Source organism: Pseudomonas sp. LBUM1652 (genome assembly GCF_059716105.1).
In genome coordinates, this window is sequence record NZ_CP166804.1 from 2,758,025 (window position 1) to 2,774,423 (window position 16,399).

General features: G+C 60.4%; 13 protein-coding genes. 8 read left to right on the plus strand and 5 right to left on the minus strand.

Annotated elements, in window-relative coordinates; genetic code table 11:
* Positions 1–18: 18 nt before the first annotated feature.
* Positions 19–969, minus strand: a complete 951-nt coding sequence (locus tag ACA069_RS12630; protein WP_187678752.1) for a DUF1853 family protein — start codon at positions 967–969, stop codon at positions 19–21.
* Positions 970–1,084: 115 nt separating this feature from the next.
* On the opposite strand from ACA069_RS12630, the gene ACA069_RS12635 reads away from it, so the two are divergent.
* From ACA069_RS12635 to pepN, 6 genes are read left to right on the plus strand one after another with little or no spacing between them, the layout of a single operon-like run.
* Complete coding sequence (locus tag ACA069_RS12635; protein WP_187678751.1) at positions 1,085–1,975, plus strand: NAD(+) kinase; 891 nt, start codon at positions 1,085–1,087, stop codon at positions 1,973–1,975.
* Positions 1,972–2,946, plus strand: coding sequence for a metallophosphoesterase (locus ACA069_RS12640; RefSeq protein WP_370872657.1), 975 nt, complete (start codon positions 1,972–1,974; stop codon positions 2,944–2,946). The genes ACA069_RS12635 and ACA069_RS12640 overlap by 4 nt, the downstream gene beginning before the upstream one ends.
* A complete protein-coding gene (locus ACA069_RS12645) occupies positions 2,943–3,812 on the plus strand; it encodes a rhomboid family intramembrane serine protease (RefSeq protein WP_497617783.1) in 870 nt (289 codons plus the stop codon). Before ACA069_RS12640 ends, ACA069_RS12645 begins: the two co-directional genes overlap by 4 nt.
* A gap of 33 nt (positions 3,813–3,845) precedes the next feature.
* Positions 3,846–4,106: a YeaC family protein gene (locus tag ACA069_RS12650; RefSeq protein WP_093221961.1), complete on the plus strand. Its 261-nt coding sequence runs from the start codon at positions 3,846–3,848 to the stop codon at positions 4,104–4,106.
* Complete coding sequence (locus ACA069_RS12655; RefSeq protein ID WP_497617785.1) at positions 4,103–4,933, plus strand: DUF2797 domain-containing protein; 831 nt, start codon at positions 4,103–4,105, stop codon at positions 4,931–4,933. The genes ACA069_RS12650 and ACA069_RS12655 overlap by 4 nt, the downstream gene beginning before the upstream one ends.
* A gap of 10 nt (positions 4,934–4,943) precedes the next feature.
* Complete coding sequence (gene pepN, locus ACA069_RS12660; protein WP_497617787.1) at positions 4,944–7,601, plus strand: aminopeptidase N; 2,658 nt, start codon at positions 4,944–4,946, stop codon at positions 7,599–7,601.
* A 264-nt stretch (positions 7,602–7,865) separates the two neighbouring features.
* Here the strand turns inward: pepN and katG are convergent, their stop codons facing one another.
* The 3 genes from katG to ACA069_RS12675 all read right to left on the minus strand — a co-directional run bounded on the left by katG (position 7,866) and on the right by ACA069_RS12675 (position 12,810).
* Positions 7,866–10,136 carry a catalase/peroxidase HPI gene (katG, locus tag ACA069_RS12665; RefSeq protein ID WP_497617789.1) on the minus strand — a complete coding sequence of 757 codons (2,271 nt, stop codon included), beginning with the start codon at positions 10,134–10,136 and terminating at the stop codon, positions 7,866–7,868.
* 131 nt (positions 10,137–10,267) lie between these two features.
* Complete coding sequence (locus tag ACA069_RS12670; protein WP_497617791.1) at positions 10,268–12,478, minus strand: LTA synthase family protein; 2,211 nt, start codon at positions 12,476–12,478, stop codon at positions 10,268–10,270.
* A 20-nt stretch (positions 12,479–12,498) separates the two neighbouring features.
* Complete coding sequence (locus ACA069_RS12675; RefSeq protein ID WP_497617792.1) at positions 12,499–12,810, minus strand: hypothetical protein; 312 nt, start codon at positions 12,808–12,810, stop codon at positions 12,499–12,501.
* Positions 12,811–13,071: 261 nt separating this feature from the next.
* Here ACA069_RS12675 and ACA069_RS12680 point away from each other — a divergent pair, with 261 nt between their 5' ends.
* Both ACA069_RS12680 and ACA069_RS12685 read left to right on the plus strand, forming a co-directional pair.
* Entirely contained in the window at positions 13,072–13,623 is a 552-nt protein-coding gene (locus ACA069_RS12680; protein ID WP_401265286.1) for a hypothetical protein, read from the plus strand.
* A gap of 59 nt (positions 13,624–13,682) precedes the next feature.
* Entirely contained in the window at positions 13,683–14,204 is a 522-nt protein-coding gene (locus ACA069_RS12685; protein ID WP_497617794.1) for a DUF2846 domain-containing protein, read from the plus strand.
* Positions 14,205–14,314: 110 nt separating this feature from the next.
* On the opposite strand, the gene paaZ is transcribed toward ACA069_RS12685, so the two are convergent.
* Entirely contained in the window at positions 14,315–16,375 is a 2,061-nt protein-coding gene (gene paaZ / locus ACA069_RS12690) for a phenylacetic acid degradation bifunctional protein PaaZ (protein ID WP_497617796.1), read from the minus strand.
* Between the last annotated feature and the right edge of the window lie 24 nt (positions 16,376–16,399).

The following is a 16,399-nucleotide window of genomic DNA, read 5'->3' on the forward strand; positions in this document are numbered from 1 at the left end:
TGCCGAAGGCTGCGATCTTCAAGCTTGGCCAGGGACATTCGGCCAAAGGTCGGACACCAGAAACAAGCGCTCCGCCTCTTCCCATTCGCCCTGTGCATTCTCGGTCAGGCGCACCATCAACTGCGCCGGGGCTAGCGGTTCCAAGCCTTCCAGCCACATCTGCAAATGCTCGGGAGCCCAGGTCTGATCCGCCGGGTAGTGCGCCGGCGCCAGCCAGGCATGACGGGGCAGGGGTTGCCAACGGCCTGCCGGACGCTGCGCGACGAACGCCGGCCAATCCTTCTGATGCAACCAACTGCCACGTAAATGCTGCGGGTGGGCGCCATCCGGCGACTGCGAAGGGCCGGGCCACGGATACAGCAAATACCCGCCCAGCCACAGTTGCGCACTGAATACTTCGATATCCAGTTTCGCCAAGACTTCGCGGCTTTCCGGGCGCGCTGAAATCGGCAGTTGATGCTCGACCAGATGCGCCAGTTTGCGATCCAGCCGATCGTGACAGCCCGGCCCCAGCCATTGCGCCGGGTCATGGCCGTCACCCTGTTGCGGGCCGAGATAGAGTTTGATCGCCAGTTCGAGGTGATGCACGCCATCGCGGTCACGCAGCAGCATGTCCAACTCGCCCAGGGTATGGCCTTCGCGACGGATCGGCAGATTCGCCGCGATCAGCTCAATCCCCGGCGCATGCTCCACGGCAAACTGCCACAAGCGCTCGTAATACAGTCCCAGACGCCGGGTGCGCGCCTGGGACAACCAGTGCAGCAGTTCGTAACTGTCACGATCAAGCTGACGTAGCCATTGCTCCAGACGCTCGGGATCGGCAACCCAGTCGCTACCGGCCAATGGATGACGCTGCGGCCACGGTGTAGTCGCAAGCATCGGCGGGGCGAGGATCACCCACGCCAGATCGCGCACTTCGGGATGGCGTAATTGATGGGGCAACTGCAGCAGGTCGGGAAATAGGATCATCTTGCGAGCATAGCCTTAAACACGAGCCCACCCTTGAGGCTGAAAGGATTTTGTCTATCGCAGGCTTTCGCCCATAATCGTGGTTTTCGCGTTTTCGATTGTCCGCAGAGGTCCCATGGAGCAATTTCGTAATATCGGCATCATCGGTCGCCTGGGCAGTTCCCAGGTGCTGGATACCGTCCGCCGACTGAAACGGTTTCTGCTCGATCGTCACCTGCATGTGATCCTCGAAGACACCATCGCCGAAGTCCTGCCGGGCCACGGCCTGCAAACCTCGTCGCGCAAGATGCTCGGTGAAGTCTGCGACATGGTCATCGTCGTCGGCGGTGACGGCAGCCTGCTCGGGGCCGCCCGTGCGCTGGCAAAACACAATATTCCGGTGCTGGGGATCAACCGTGGCAGTCTCGGTTTTCTCACGGATATTCGCCCGGACGAGCTGGAAGTCGAAGTCGCCAAGGTCCTCGACGGCCACTATCTGGTGGAAAACCGCTTCCTGCTGCAAGCCGAAGTCCGTCGCCACGGCGAGGCCATCGGTCAGGGTGATGCGCTCAACGATGTGGTGCTGCACCCGGGCAAGTCGACGCGGATGATCGAGTTCGAGCTGTACATTGACGGCCAGTTCGTCTGCAGCCAGAAGGCCGACGGCCTGATCGTCGCCACCCCGACCGGTTCCACTGCTTATGCGTTGTCGGCGGGCGGGCCGATCATGCATCCCAAGCTCGACGCCATTGTGATCGTGCCGATGTACCCCCATATGTTGTCGAGCAGGCCAATTGTGGTCGATGGCAACAGTGAGCTGAAAATCGTCGTGTCGAAAAACATGCAGATCTATCCGCAAGTCTCCTGCGACGGGCAGAACCATTTCACCTGTGCGCCGGGCGACACCATCACCGTCAGCAAGAAAGCGCAGAAACTGCGATTGATCCACCCGCTTGACCACAATTACTACGAAGTCTGCCGCACCAAGCTCGGCTGGGGCAGCAAGCTGGGCGGTGGAGGCGACTGATGCTCGATCCCGCGCGCAGTTATGACCTGATTGGTGACGTGCACGGATGCGCCTTGACCCTCGAACATCTGCTTGACCGTCTCGGTTATCACAAGCAGGGCGGGGTCTGGCGGCATCCATCGCGCATGGCCGTGTTCGTCGGTGACATCATCGACCGTGGCCCGCGGATTCGCGAGGCGCTGCACATCGTCCACGACATGGTCGAGGCCGGTCAGGCCTTGTGCATCATGGGCAACCATGAATTCAATGCCCTCGGCTGGAGCACGCCGGCGCCACCGGGCAGCGGCAAGCAGTTCGTGCGTGAGCACACGCCGCGCCATGCGCGATTGCTCCATGAAACCCTGACTCAGTTCGAAGACCATCCCGGCGACTGGCACGACTTTCAGCAGTGGTTCTATGAACTGCCGCTGGTGGTGGATGCCGGGCGTTTCCGTGTGGTGCATGCGTGCTGGGACGCCGGCCTCATCGAACCGCTGCGCGGCCTGTTTCCCGATGCACGCATCGATGAGCATTTTCTCCAGGCCTCGGCCGTGCCCGGCAGCTTCGCCTGCACCGTGTTCGATCGCCTGCTGCGCGGCACCGACATGCGTCTGCCGGACGGCCAGACCATGACCAGTGGTGACGGTCTGGTGCGTTCATTCTTCCGCACCAAGTTCTGGGAAGACGATCCGAAAACCTATGGCGACATCGTCTTTCAGCCCGATGCCTTGCCGGAGCCGGTGGCGCAGACGCCGCTGACTTCCACTGAAAAGAATTCCCTGCTGCGCTACGGCGTCGATGAGCCGTTGCTGTTCGTCGGCCATTACTGGCGCAGCGGCAAACCGGCGCCGATCCGCCCGAACCTCGCGTGTCTGGATTACAGCGCGGTGCTCTACGGCAAACTCGTCGCCTATCGTCTGGATCAGGAAACCCGCCTTGATCCGCATAAATTTGTCTGGGTCGATGTCGAGCGTCCGGAGGTGCTGCAATGAGTGCGGTAGCGGTATTGCGTCTGCCCCTGGCGGTGGACTTGAGCGGTTTCGTCACGCTGCTGCAACGCATGCAGGTGCCGCACCGGGTCAGTGAGGAGGCGGGCGAGCAGGTGTTGTGGGCGCCAGCGGAGGTCAGCGACGACGTTCGTTCGCTGTACGAGCGCTTCCCGGCCGGTGATCCCGAGCAAACCCTGGACATTCCGGTAGCCCAGACCTTCAAGCGTCCGGGCTTCGTCGAACAATTGAAGCACGCCAAGGCCACAGGCTTCATTCTGCTGCTGTGCCTGATCGTCGCCGGCCTGACCTTTCTGGGTGAAAACCTGGAAACCCTGCGCTGGCTGACCTTCCTCGATTTCCGTGTGATCGGCGAATACATACACTTCACTCCGTTGGCTGACAGCCTCGCGGCGGGGCAGTGGTGGCGGTTGGTGACGCCGATGCTGATCCACTTCGGCATCCTCCACCTGGCCATGAACGGCATGTGGTACTGGGAGCTGGGGCGGCGCATCGAGTCGCGTCAGGGCAGTATCAATTTGATCGGCCTGACGTTGCTGTTCAGCCTGGTGTCCAACTACGCGCAGTTCGCCTGGAGCGGCGCGACCTTGTTCGGCGGACTGTCCGGTGTGCTTTACGGCTTGCTCGGCCACTGCTGGATCTTCCAGTTGTTGTCGCCGAACCCGGCCTATCGCCTGCCGCGCGGCGTATTGGTGATGATGCTGGTGTGGCTGTTGGTGTGCATGTCCGGGCTGATCTCGATGATCGGCTTCGGCGAAATTGCCAATGCCGCCCACGTCGGCGGGTTACTCATCGGATGCTTCACCGGTTTGTTGGGCGGTTTGTATAACCGCCGTAAACTGGCCGCCTAAAATTTTCAGTGAATAAAGAGCACGGAGACCCTGATGTCCTCTTTTAACGAAATGATCAAAAACATCACCCCGGACATCTACGAGAGCCTGAAACTGGCCGTGGAAATCGGCAAGTGGTCGGACGGTGGCAAACTCACCGCCGAACAGCGCGAGTTGTCGTTGCAGGCGATGATCGCCTGGGAAATCCAGAACCTGCCTGAAGAACAGCGCACCGGTTACATGGGCCCGCAGGAGTGTGCGTCGAAGTCGATCGAAGTGCCGAACATTCTGTTCAAGTCGGATGCCATCCATTGATCGAGATTGGCCGCGGTGCAATCAGCAAAATGTCGGCGCGCCTTGACGGGTCGAACGTGCAATACGCGTTTCGTCTGGATGACGTCGAGGTGCCGGTCAATCCTTTGATCGGCACCACGGTGCGTCTGGAGTACCTGGGGGCGATCCACTGCACCCATTGCGGGCGCAAGACCAAAACCAGTTTCAGCCAGGGTTACTGCTACCCGTGCATGACCAAGCTGGCCCAGTGCGATATCTGCATCATGAGCCCGGAGCGTTGCCACTTTGACGCCGGCACCTGCCGCGATCCTGCGTGGGGCGAGCAGTTCTGCATGACCGACCATGTGGTCTATCTGGCCAACTCGTCGGGGGTGAAGGTTGGCATCACTCGTGCTACCCAATTGCCGACCCGCTGGCTCGATCAGGGTGCCAGTCAGGCGTTGCCGATCATGCGTGTGGCGACGCGGCAGCAATCGGGCTTCGTCGAAGATCTGTTCCGCAGTCAAGTCGCCGACAAGACCAACTGGCGCGCACTGCTCAAGGGCGATGCGGTGGCGGTGGATCTGGCGCAAGTACGCGATCAGTTGTTCGAAAGCTGCGCCGAGGGCCTGCAAGGCTTGCAGGAGCGATTCGGCCTACAGGCAATTCAGACGATTGCCGATGTCGAACCTATCGAAATCCGCTATCCGGTCGAGCAATACCCGGCCAAAATCGTCAGCTTCAACCTGGACAAGAACCCGATTGCCGAAGGCACGCTGCTGGGGATCAAGGGCCAGTACCTGATCTTCGATACCGGCGTGATCAACATTCGTAAGTACACGGCTTATCAGCTCGCCGTGCATCAATAAGGATTCCAGCATGCGCACCGAACAACCGAAGTTGATTTACCTGAAGGACTATCAGGCGCCTGAGTACCTGATCGACGAAACACACCTGACCTTCGAGTTGTTCGAGGACCACAGTCTGGTCCACGCGCAACTGGTGATGCGCCGCAACCCGGCCCGTGGCGCGGGCCTGCCGCCGCTGGTGCTTGATGGCCAGCAGCTGGAATTGCTCGCGGTCACACTCGCCGACAAAGAGCTGAGCTCTGACGATTACCAGCTCAGCGAAAACCACCTGACCCTGCAACCGACCAGCGAAACCTTCACGGTCGACACCAGCGTCAAGATCCACCCGGAAACCAACACCGCGCTGGAAGGCCTGTACAAGTCCGGCACGATGTTCTGCACCCAGTGCGAAGCCGAAGGCTTCCGCAAGATCACCTATTACCTCGACCGTCCCGACGTGATGAGCAAGTTCACCACCACGGTGGTCGCCGAGCAGCACAGCTATCCGGTACTGTTGTCGAACGGCAACCCGATCGCTTCCGGCCCCGGCGAAGACGGCCGGCACTGGGCGACCTGGGAAGACCCCTTCATGAAACCGGCGTACCTGTTCGCGCTGGTGGCCGGTGATTTGTGGTGCGTTGAAGACACCTTCACCACCATGACGGAGCGCACCGTCGCGCTGCGCATCTATGTCGAGCCGGAAAACATCGACAAGTGCCAGCACGCGATGAACAGCCTGAAGAAGTCGATGCGCTGGGACGAAGAGGTCTACGGTCGCGAGTACGATCTGGACATCTTCATGATCGTCGCGGTCAACGACTTCAACATGGGCGCCATGGAGAATAAAGGCCTCAATATCTTCAACTCCAGCGCCGTGCTGGCCCGCGCCGAAACCGCTACCGACGCCGCGCACCAGCGGGTCGAGGCGATCGTCGCCCACGAATACTTCCACAACTGGTCGGGCAACCGCGTGACCTGCCGCGACTGGTTCCAGCTGTCGCTCAAGGAAGGCTTCACCGTGTTCCGCGATTCCGGCTTCTCTGCCGACATGAACTCGGCCACGGTCAAGCGCATTCAGGACGTGGCGTACCTGCGTACCCATCAGTTCGCCGAAGATGCCGGCCCGATGGCCCACGCCGTGCGCCCGGACAGCTTCATCGAGATTTCCAACTTCTACACCCTGACCGTGTACGAAAAGGGCTCGGAAGTGGTCGGCATGATCCATACCTTGCTCGGCGCCGAAGGCTTCCGTAAGGGCAGCGACCTGTACTTCGATCGCCACGACGGCCAGGCCGTGACTTGCGACGATTTCATCAAGGCGATGGAAGATGCCAACGGCGTCGACCTGACCCAGTTCAAACGCTGGTACAGCCAGGCCGGTACGCCACGCCTGGCGGTGAGCGAGTCTTACGATGCTGCGGCGAAAACCTACAGCCTGACCTTCCGCCAGAGCTGCCCGGAAACCCCGGACAAAGTGGAAAAACTGCCGTTCGTGATCCCGGTGGAACTGGGCCTGCTCGACAGCAAGGGCAACGAGATCGCCCTGCGTCTGGCCGGTGAAGCATCGGCGCAAGGCACCACCCGCGTGATCTCGGTGACCGAGGCTGAGCAGACCTTCACCTTCGTCGACATCAGTGAGCAGCCATTGCCATCGTTGCTGCGTGGCTTCTCGGCGCCGGTGAAACTGAGCTTCCCGTACAACCGTGACCAGTTGATGTTCCTGATGCAGCACGACAGTGACGGCTTCAACCGCTGGGATGCCGGTCAGCAACTGTCGGTACAGGTACTGCAAGAGCTGATCGCGCAGCAGCAGAAGGGCGAAAGCCTGGTGCTCGATCCGCGTCTGGTTTCGGCGCTGCGCACAGTGCTGTCCGACGAGACGCTGGATCAGGCGATGGTCGCGGAAATGCTCTCGTTGCCGGGTGAGGCGTACCTCACTGAAATCAGCGAAGTGGCGGACGTCGATGCCATCCATATCGCACGCGAATTTGCCCGCAAGCAACTGGCCGACAACCTGTTCGAAGGACTGTGGCTGCGTTATCAGGCCAACCGTGACCTGTCGAAGAAAACCCCATATGTGGCCGAGGCCGAGCATTTTGCCCGTCGTGCCTTGCAGAACATCGCGCTGTCGTACCTGATGCTCAGCGGCAAGCCGGAAGTGTTGGCAGCGGCGCTTGAACAGTTCGACACCAGCGACAACATGACCGAGCGCCTGACCGCGCTGGCGGTGCTGGTCAACTCGCCGTTCGACGAGCAGAAAGACCAAGCGCTGGCCAGTTTCGCCGAGCAATTCAAGGACAACCCGCTGGTCATGGATCAATGGTTCAGCGTGCAGGCCGGCAGCACCTTGCCGGGCGGTCTGGAGCGAGTGAAAGCGTTGATGCAGCACCCGGCGTTCAACATCAAGAACCCGAACAAGGTGCGTGCGCTGGTCGGTGCGTTTGCCGGGCAGAACCTGATCAACTTCCACGCGGCGGATGGTTCGGGTTATCGCTTCCTGGCGGATCTGGTGATCGAACTGAACGGCTTCAATCCGCAGATTGCTTCGCGCCAATTGGCACCGCTGACTCGCTGGCGTAAATACGACAGCGCCCGTCAGGCGTTGATGAAAGGGGAGCTGGAGCGGATTCGGGCTTCGGGGCAGCTGTCGAGCGATGTGTATGAGGTGGTTAGCAAGAGCTTGGCTTGATATGGCGTTTGGAGCTTTTCCCTCACCCTAACCCTCTCCCTGTGGGAGAGGGGACTGACCGAGGTGGATGGTCGAGTTACACCGACTTGAAAGACCGAGTCGAGCGTTGGTTTTGAAGCACATTGAGATCGGCTCCCTTTCCCCCTCGCCCCCTTGGGGGAGAGGGCTGGGGTGAGGGGGTTAAGATCTAAAAAACACCGAAATGATCCAGTTTGCATCCAAAAAAACGCCGCTTAAACAAGCGGCGTTTTTTGTTGCTCTAAATTACTTCAGGTCGAAGCGATCCAGGTTCATGACTTTCGTCCAAGCCGCCACAAAGTCCTTAACAAACTGCTCCTTCGCATCCGAGCTGGCATACACCTCCGCCAGCGCACGCAATATCGCATTGGAGCCAAACACCAGATCAACCCGCGTCGCCGTCCATTTCACGCTACCGGTTTTACGGTCACGGCCCTCGAACTCGTCCGCGTCCCGCGAGGTCGGCTTCCACTCCACGCCCATGTCCAGCAGGTTGGTGAAGAAGTCGTTGGTCAGTGCTTCGGTCTGGCTAGTGAACACACCATGACGGGTTCCCCCGACGTTGGTGTTCAACACGCGCAGGCCACCCAGCAGCACGGTCATTTCCGGAGCGGAGAGGGTGAGCAGTTGTGCCTTGTCGATCAGCAGTGCTTCGGCTGAAACCCGATATTTGCCCTTGCTGTAGTTGCGGAAACCGTCAGCAATTGGTTCGAGGAAACCAAACGAGTCGACATCGGTTTGCTCCTGCGAGGCATCCGCGCGACCAGCCGTGAATGGCACGGTGACTGAATGCCCGGCGTTTTTCGCTGCTTGCTCGACGCCAGCATTACCTGCCAGCACGATCAGATCTGCCAGTGAGACTTTCTTGCCCGATGCGCCACCATTGAACTCGTTTTGAATTCCCTCGAGGGTCTTCAGCACCTTGTCCAATTGCTCTGGCTGGTTGGCCTGCCAGAACTTCTGTGGTGCCAGACGCAGACGGCCACCGTTGGCGCCGCCACGTTTGTCCGAGCCACGGAAGGTCGAAGCCGCCGCCCAAGCGGTCGAGACCAGCTCCGAGACGGACAGCCCAGACGCCAGTACTTTGCCTTTCAGTGCGGTCACATCGTTGTCGTCGATCAGCGCATGAGTGACCTCTGGAATCGGGTCTTGCCACAGCAGTTCTTCGGCGGGCAGTTCCGGTCCGAGGTAGCGTGACAGCGGGCCCATGTCGCGGTGGATCAGTTTGTACCAGGCACGGGCGAAGGCGTCGGCCAACTGATCGGGATTGGCCAGGAACCGGCGCGAGATCTGTTCGTAGGCCGGGTCGAAGCGCAGCGCCAGGTCGGAGGTGAGCATGGTCGGCGAGAGTTTTTTGCTCGGGTCATGGGCATGGGGAACGGTGCCGGCGCCTGCGCCGTTCTTCGGTTGCCACTGGTGCGCACCTGCCGGGCTCTTGGTCAGTTCCCACTCGAAACCGAACAGGTTTTCCAGATAGTTGTTGCTCCATTGGGTCGGCGTGGTGGTCCAGGTCACTTCGAGGCCGCTGGTGATGGTGTCGCCACCCTTGCCGGTGCCGAAGGCGTTGCGCCAGCCGAGGCCTTGCTCTTCAAGGCCGGCGGCTTCCGGTTCAGCACCGACATTATCGGCAGGGCCGGCGCCGTGGGTTTTACCGAACGCGTGACCACCGGCAATCAGTGCCACGGTTTCTTCATCGTTCATGGCCATGCGGCCGAAGGTTTCGCGGATGTCCCGGGCCGAGGCCACCGGGTCCGGGTTGCCCTCAGGGCCTTCCGGGTTCACGTAGATCAGACCCATTTGCACGGCGGCGAGCGGGTTTTCCAGATTGCGCTCGCCCTGATCGGTGCGGCTTTCCTCTTTGCCGTGTAAATCAGGTTCGGCTACCAGCGTGCCGTCACCGGGTTCCTGCATGGCGGACTTGTCCTTGCCGTAACGGCTGTCGCCGCCCAGCCATTCGTGTTCCGAGCCCCAGTACACGTCTTCGTCCGGCTCCCACACGTCGGGACGGCCGCCGGAGAAACCGAAGGTCTTGAAGCCCATGGATTCCAGTGCAACGTTACCGGTGAGAACGATCAGGTCGGCCCAGGAAATATTGCGGCCATATTTCTGTTTGATCGGCCACAGCAGGCGCCGGGCCTTGTCGAGGCTGACGTTGTCCGGCCAGCTGTTGAGCGGGGCGAAACGTTGCTGCCCGGAACCGGCGCCACCACGGCCGTCGGCGGTGCGATAGGTGCCGGCGCTGTGCCAGGCCATGCGGATGAAGAGTGGGCCATAGTGGCCGAAGTCTGCCGGCCACCAGTCCTGACAGTCGGTCATCAGGGCGCGCAGGTCCTGTTTCAAGGCCTGAAAGTCCAGGCTTTTGAAGGCGGTGGCGTAGTCGAAATCCTTGCCCAGCGGATCGGACTTGGGCGAGTGCTGACTCAGGATTTTCAGGTTGAGTTGATTCGGCCACCAGTCACGGTTCGTCGTACCACCACCGGCGGCGTGGTTGAACGGGCATTTCGATTCGTTTGCCATGTTCGGATCCTTATCAGGTCTTGTACGGCCGGCTCGTGCCGACTTCGGACTTGTAAGGCTAGACCCGACTTGGCAAGTCAGCTAATAGCCCGACTATTGGACACTGATAGGCAGAACCTTTTACCGCGCGATCAACTGGACTGCGCCGCTTCGTCCTCCGGTACTTCGTCCAGCAGTTCCTCCTGCCCCGGCACTTCGGTGATCACACTGAAATCCGTCACCTCTACTGCACCCAGTCCATATCCCAACAGGTGAAACGAGAAGGCTTTGCGCTGCTGCGGGTTATCAAAACTGAAATCCATCTCCAACGGTTGATCCGCCGTCGCAACCATCTCCGCCGGCAATCCCAGTTGCACGTCCTGTTCAAACTCCTTGGCTTTGAGCTGAATGTACGCTGCCTGTTGCGGATCGACCGAGCGCACGGTCAGGCGCACGCGGGTGTGCGTGCCCTTGGGCATTTCCAGGTATTGCGCGCCAATCAGGTTGTCGGCCCAATCGTCATTGATCTGCGCTTGCAACGGGATGACGTTGGTGCTGCCGAACTGATAGCGCTGATTGAGCGGGGTGCGCAGCAGCGACAGATCGAGGGCATTCGCGCGGGCCGCGATCTGTCGAGCGCGCTGACCGCTGTAGGTGCCCTTGAACGTGGCGCTCTCGGCGATAAACCCTGCGCTTTCGTAGTAGCGGCAACGGCGTGGCATGTCACATTCGGAAAAAATCCCCCGACCGTCGTGATAGCGCAGTTTGCCGTTGGTAAACGACATGATCTCGCGCCCGGAGTCATAGTCGCGAAACAGCGAGCGGCCACTCAGCGCGCTTGGCACTGGCAGGTCGAAGTAATCGAGGATGGAGGTGCTCAGATCGACATGGCCATACACCCCGGCGTTGAGGCGCGGCAGTTGTTCATGTTCGGGCGCCAATGTCAGGTTGAAGCCCCACGAGGAGGCCAGACGCACACCGTCGATGCCGTGGGATTCATCCGAAGTGATCACGACGAGGGTGTCTTTCAACACGCCCTGGCGTTCAAGTCCGATCAGGAACTGATCCAGCGCATCGTCCAGATAACCGACCGCTGCCTGTTTCGGCGTCTCGTAGCGCTGCAGATAGTCTTCTGGCGCGGAGTAGGGCTGGTGGGTGCCCACGGTCAGCAACGTCAGCATCCACGGTTGCTTCTGCTTCTTCAGTTGACCGACATAATCCAGCGCACCTTCGAAGAACGCCTTGTCATCCTTGCCCCAAGGGAACTCCAGATAGTTGGCGTTGGTGAACCATTCCAGACCATGGGTCGCATCGAAACCGATGTGCGGCATGATCTTGTCTTTGGCCATGAAGCGCAGACCGGCGCCTTGCAGGTAGTGGGTGCTGAAGCCGTGTTCGCGCAGTTGTGCCGGCAGGCAGGCCAGATTGCGCTGTTGCTGGGTGAGCATTTCCACGCCTTTGGGCGTGCCGTTGTTCAGTTTGTCGTAATCGCCACAGAGCATGGCGTACAGACCGCGAATGGTCTGGTGGGTGTGCAGCACGTAATCCGGCGTGTTCATGCCGCGCTCGGCCCAACGGCTGAGGTTGGGCATCAGGTCTTCCTGATAATGACTGCCGATGGCTTCGCGGTTGGCGCGGATGTAAGCGCCGGGAATGCCTTCCAGGGCTATGACCAATACGTTGCGCGCCTGACCCGGGGCGGTCAGCAGCTTGTGGCCATTGAGATCGACGTCGGTCAGCCCGGCCATCGCTGGCGCGGCTTCTTCGACATCGCCGTCCAGCCATTCCTCGGCCTGGATCTGCAAATCAGCAACCTGCGTGGCCAGCAACTGATGCGGCAAGTTGTACGCCCGCCACGGATCGTCCTCGCTCGGCCACAGGTTCTGCGCACCCCAGTGCGCGGCGAACAGCACCAGCGGCGCGCTCCATACGGCGCGGGGCAGGGTCGGGCGGGCAATGCCGCGTCCGGCAAACTGAGTCAGCAGCCAAAACATCAGGGCCAGCAACAACGCGATGCCCACGCCCGGATGGGCCAGACCGCCGCCGGTGGAGTTTTCCACGAACTGCGGGTCGATCAGGTAATGCAGATCCGTCGGATTCGGCAGGCGTCCTACGGCGCTGACCAGTTCAGCCGTCGCCACGCTCAACAGTGCGCAAAACAGCAGCACCGGCAATGCCAGCCACCACGGACGACGATGCAGCAACACCACCAGCAAACTGCCAATGGCCAGATCCGACAAATAACCCAGCGGCGTCGACCAGCCGAGCGCCGCGCGCAGGCAGACCGGCACGATCAGAACCAGAAAAATCAAGGAAAAGAGGCGGGCATGTGGGTGTCGCAACCCGGTCAAAAGAGCGCTCACAAAAAAAGACCTTCCAGTCATCAAACCGTCAAAAAAGTGTGGGCGATGATACCAAGGGTGAGCTGTCTGATCGCCTTTTTAAACGTGCGGGTGATCTGCTGGCAGATAGCAAATTGAACCGCTTGGGAGGCTTGAGGCCTTGATCGGCGTCCGTCCCGGAGGATCAGGTCGAGTTCGGCTGGCATACGGCGGCGGGGTTTTATTTGTTTCAGGCTGTTTAGTCGGCCTTTGCTCTGCTGCCATTTCAAAAAGTTGCCGCTGGCGCTGGTCGAGCAAATCGTCAAAGACCCGAGATCGATTTCGCGCGGTTGCCGCAGCGCACGTTTATCCATGCGCAGAAATTACAGTAATCGGGGGTGTTGAAGAACAAGCCGGGGAGTGGGAAAGATTACTTCTTTGCGCCGGCAGATGACCGCGCCGGCAATTGAGCGAAGCGTGCAAAGCCTCAAGAATAAGGCTCACCGGGCGATACCAGTGGTCAACGTGCGCCGAATCAACCGATTCGGCGCAAAGCATGGATCAATTGGCAAGCACGGTATTAAACAATGCTACGGAAAGTTTTCAGCACATTGGCCACGTGGGGCGCTATTGCCTTGAGTGTTTCCCTGTTGCACGGGTGCACAACTGCGCGCTACGACGGCAAGCGCGCACCGGATGCGGCCAAGGCGGTGATCATCGGCTCCATTACTGAAGGGTATCTGACTCAGCCGCACGGGCTGATGGTCGATATCAAACAGCAGGGAGAGCCGAACACAGCCATTGCATTGACCACGCTTTATAACGAGGACGACCAACCCTCTCCCCATTTGCTAGGGCATCTGTTCATGTACGAGGTGCCGCCTGGGCGTTACCAATTTACCGACTGGCGCTATCAGTTCTACTTGGGCCACGCGGTCGCGCGCCCGTCTCCTGTGGTGTTTAACGTGAAGGCAGGGCAGACGCTCTACATTGGCAACCTGTATGCCAATGCGCTGACGTATTGTTTGTCCAACGTCGATGACGCCGAAGAGACTGTCGAGGGTCTCAAGCGCAAATACCCGATTCTAAAAAGCCGAACCATCATCAATCTGACCTCCGAAAGCGCCTTCAAGCCTTGGCCAACCTCTGATGCCAAAGACTACGGCAAAGGACTTTGCATGCCTTGATGCGGCAGGGCCATGGCTTTGGCTCATCCCATGAAGCTTTCTATTTCAAGGAAATATCAATGAACCGCATCACATTACTTTTGGTTGGCCTGCTGGCCAGCCTGTCCCTGCTGGGTGGATGCAGCACCGGGCCCGACTTGAAGGGGCAGCCATTTTTTAGCGCCGTGGAGCAGACGCAACCGGATCAGGCGACCCTCTATTTTTATCGTCCTGCCGCCAGCGTCGGTTACTTCGTGACCCCCACGATCAAGGTCGATGGGAAAGCCATCGGCGTTCTGCCGTCCGGTGGCTTCTTCAAGACAACCCTGCCAGCCGGTCGCTACCGGATTGAGTCGACTTCTCCACCGTTTGTCAGCAGCAGTGTCAACAAGCGTTTCGACCTGAGTGTCGAAAACGGAAAAGTCTATTTCATTGCTGATCAGACCAGTTCCCTGGCATTCAGCGACAAGCAGGCGTTAGGTGAAGTGAATGATGCTTACTACTCGGGTGCGCACTTCTTTTTTCGCTACGCGTTAGTGCCTGAGGAAGAAGCATTGCGGGCGATCAAGTGGTGTCAGCAAGTGCCACCCCCAGCATCGTAAATCTGAAGGCTTGCGAAGCGGGACTTGCTCCAGGAAGGGATCAGTACTCGACGCTGGGTGTTCACCGCTAGCGTCGAGATCTGTTCTTCAAAACATTTTTGGCTTCCGAGTTAAATCGCCTCTTCGCGCTTCACCACCAACGTCAAAATGTCATAGCTTGCCACCAGCTCACCGAGTTGGTTCGTCACTTCCACATCCCACGCCACCACCCCTTGCGGAATGCCTTGCGGGCTCTTCTTGCCCTGGTCGATCTTGCGCTTGCAAGTCAGGCGCGCCTGGATGGTGTCGCCGATGCCGACCGGGTTGATGAAGCGCAGGGTGTCGAGGCCGTAGTTGGCCAGCACCGGGCCGGGGGCGGCGGAGACGAACAGGCCGGCGGCGGCCGACAAGACGAAGTAGCCGTGGGCAATGCGTTTGCCGAACTGCGACTCTTTGGCGGCGATGTCGTCGAAGTGCATGTAGAAGTGGTCGCCGGACAGGCAGCCGAAGTTGACCAGATCCGCTTCGGTGACGGTGCGGCGATGGGTCAGCAGCGATTCGCCGATCTGCAGATCCTGGAAGTGCCGACGGAACGGATGCACTTCGGTTTCGATGACTTTGGCGCCGCGCACGTGTTCACCGGTGACGGCCGCAAGCATGGTCGGCGAGCCTTGTACCGCCGCGCGTTGCAGATAGTGTTTGACCGCGCGCAGACCGCCCAACTCTTCACCGCCGCCAGCACGTCCAGGGCCGCCGTGTTTGAGTTGTGGCAGCGGCGAGCCATGGCCGGTGGATTCGGCGGCGGATTCGCGATCCAGTACCAGCAGGCGTCCGTGCCACGCGGCGGCAGCAGGGATGGCTTTGGCGGCGATGGCAGGGGATTTAGTCACCAGGCTGGCGACCAGACTGCCCTTGCCGCGAGCGGCCAACGCCAGTGCTTCGTCGAGATCGTCGTAAGCCATCAGAGTGCTGACCGGGCCGAACGCCTCGATGTCATGGGCGCCGCCCTCGGCATGCGGATCGCGGGCCAGCAGCAGGGTCGGGGCGAAGAACGCGCCCTGACTGACGTTTTCGCCGCGCGGTTCGAAACCGTCTTTCGCACCGAATAATTGATCGCAGCTTTGCAGCAGGCTTTGCAGGCGCTCACCGACATCCTTCTGTTGATCGTGGGAGGCCAGCGCGCCCATGCGTACGCCCTCCACCGACGGGTCGCCGATCACCACTTTCGCCAGGCGATCACGCAGTCGTGTGGCGACCGCATCGATGTGTTGCTTGGGCACGATGGCACGGCGGATGGCCGTGCACTTCTGCCCGGCCTTGGTCGTCATTTCCCGGGCGACTTCCTTGATGAACAGCTCGAACTCTTCGTCATTTGGGGTGACGTCCGGGGCGAGGATCGCGCAGTTCAGCGAGTCGGCCTCGGCGTTGAACGGCACCGAATGGCGGATCAGGTTCGGGTTGACCCGCAGCTTGGCGGCGGTGTCGGCGGAGCCGGTGAAGGTCACCACGTCCTGACCTTGCATACGGTCGAGAAGGTCGCCAGTGCTGCCGATCACCAGTTGCAGGCTGCCGGTCGGCAACAGGCCGGATTCGTCCATCAGTCGGACCACGGCTTCGGTCAGGTAACTGGTGGCGCTGGCCGGTTTGACGATGCACGGCATGCCGGCGAGAAAGCACGGTGCGAATTTCTCCAACATGCCCCAGATCGGAAAGTTGAAGGCGTTGATGTGGACCGCGACGCCGCCACGCGGCACCAGAATGTGCGTGCCGGCGAAGCTGCCGAGCTTGCCCAGTGCCATCGCCGGGCCCTCGTGGACGATGTTGCCCGATGGCAATTCCCGCGCGCCGAGGCCGGCGTAGGTGAACAGCGTGCCGTTGCCGCCCTCGATGTCGATCCAGCTATCGGCACGGGTGGCGCCGCTATGATGTGAGAGGGCGTAGAGCTGTTCTTTGCGTTCGCTCAGGTACAGCGCCAACGCCTTGAGCCGTTGCGCGCGTTGCTGGAAGTCGAGCTTCATCAGTTCGCTGACGCCCTGGCGACGACCGAAGTCGATGGCTTCGGCGAAGTCCGGGCGCTCCTCATGGGTACGCGCCAGGTCATGGCCGTCGATGGCGCTGCGCAGGATCTGCGCGCCGTGCTGGCCGATCCAGCGGCCGGCGAGGAAGCTTTGCAGGGTAGGGGCGTGGGACATGAAATAAGCTCCTGTGCTTGTAAA

Coding starts and splice junctions, on each gene's coding strand:
- paaZ (WP_497617796.1), bottom strand. CDS start 16,375: ATGTCCCACGCCCCTACCCTGCAAAGCTTCCTCGCCGGCCGCTGGATC.
- ACA069_RS12685 (WP_497617794.1), top strand. CDS start 13,683: ATGAACCGCATCACATTACTTTTGGTTGGCCTGCTGGCCAGCCTGTCC.
- ACA069_RS12650 (WP_093221961.1), top strand. CDS start 3,846: ATGTCCTCTTTTAACGAAATGATCAAAAACATCACCCCGGACATCTAC.
- katG (WP_497617789.1), bottom strand. CDS start 10,136: ATGGCAAACGAATCGAAATGCCCGTTCAACCACGCCGCCGGTGGTGGT.
- ACA069_RS12635 (WP_187678751.1), top strand. CDS start 1,085: ATGGAGCAATTTCGTAATATCGGCATCATCGGTCGCCTGGGCAGTTCC.
- ACA069_RS12645 (WP_497617783.1), top strand. CDS start 2,943: ATGAGTGCGGTAGCGGTATTGCGTCTGCCCCTGGCGGTGGACTTGAGC.
- ACA069_RS12675 (WP_497617792.1), bottom strand. CDS start 12,810: ATGGATAAACGTGCGCTGCGGCAACCGCGCGAAATCGATCTCGGGTCT.
- ACA069_RS12630 (WP_187678752.1), bottom strand. CDS start 969: ATGATCCTATTTCCCGACCTGCTGCAGTTGCCCCATCAATTACGCCAT.
- pepN (WP_497617787.1), top strand. CDS start 4,944: ATGCGCACCGAACAACCGAAGTTGATTTACCTGAAGGACTATCAGGCG.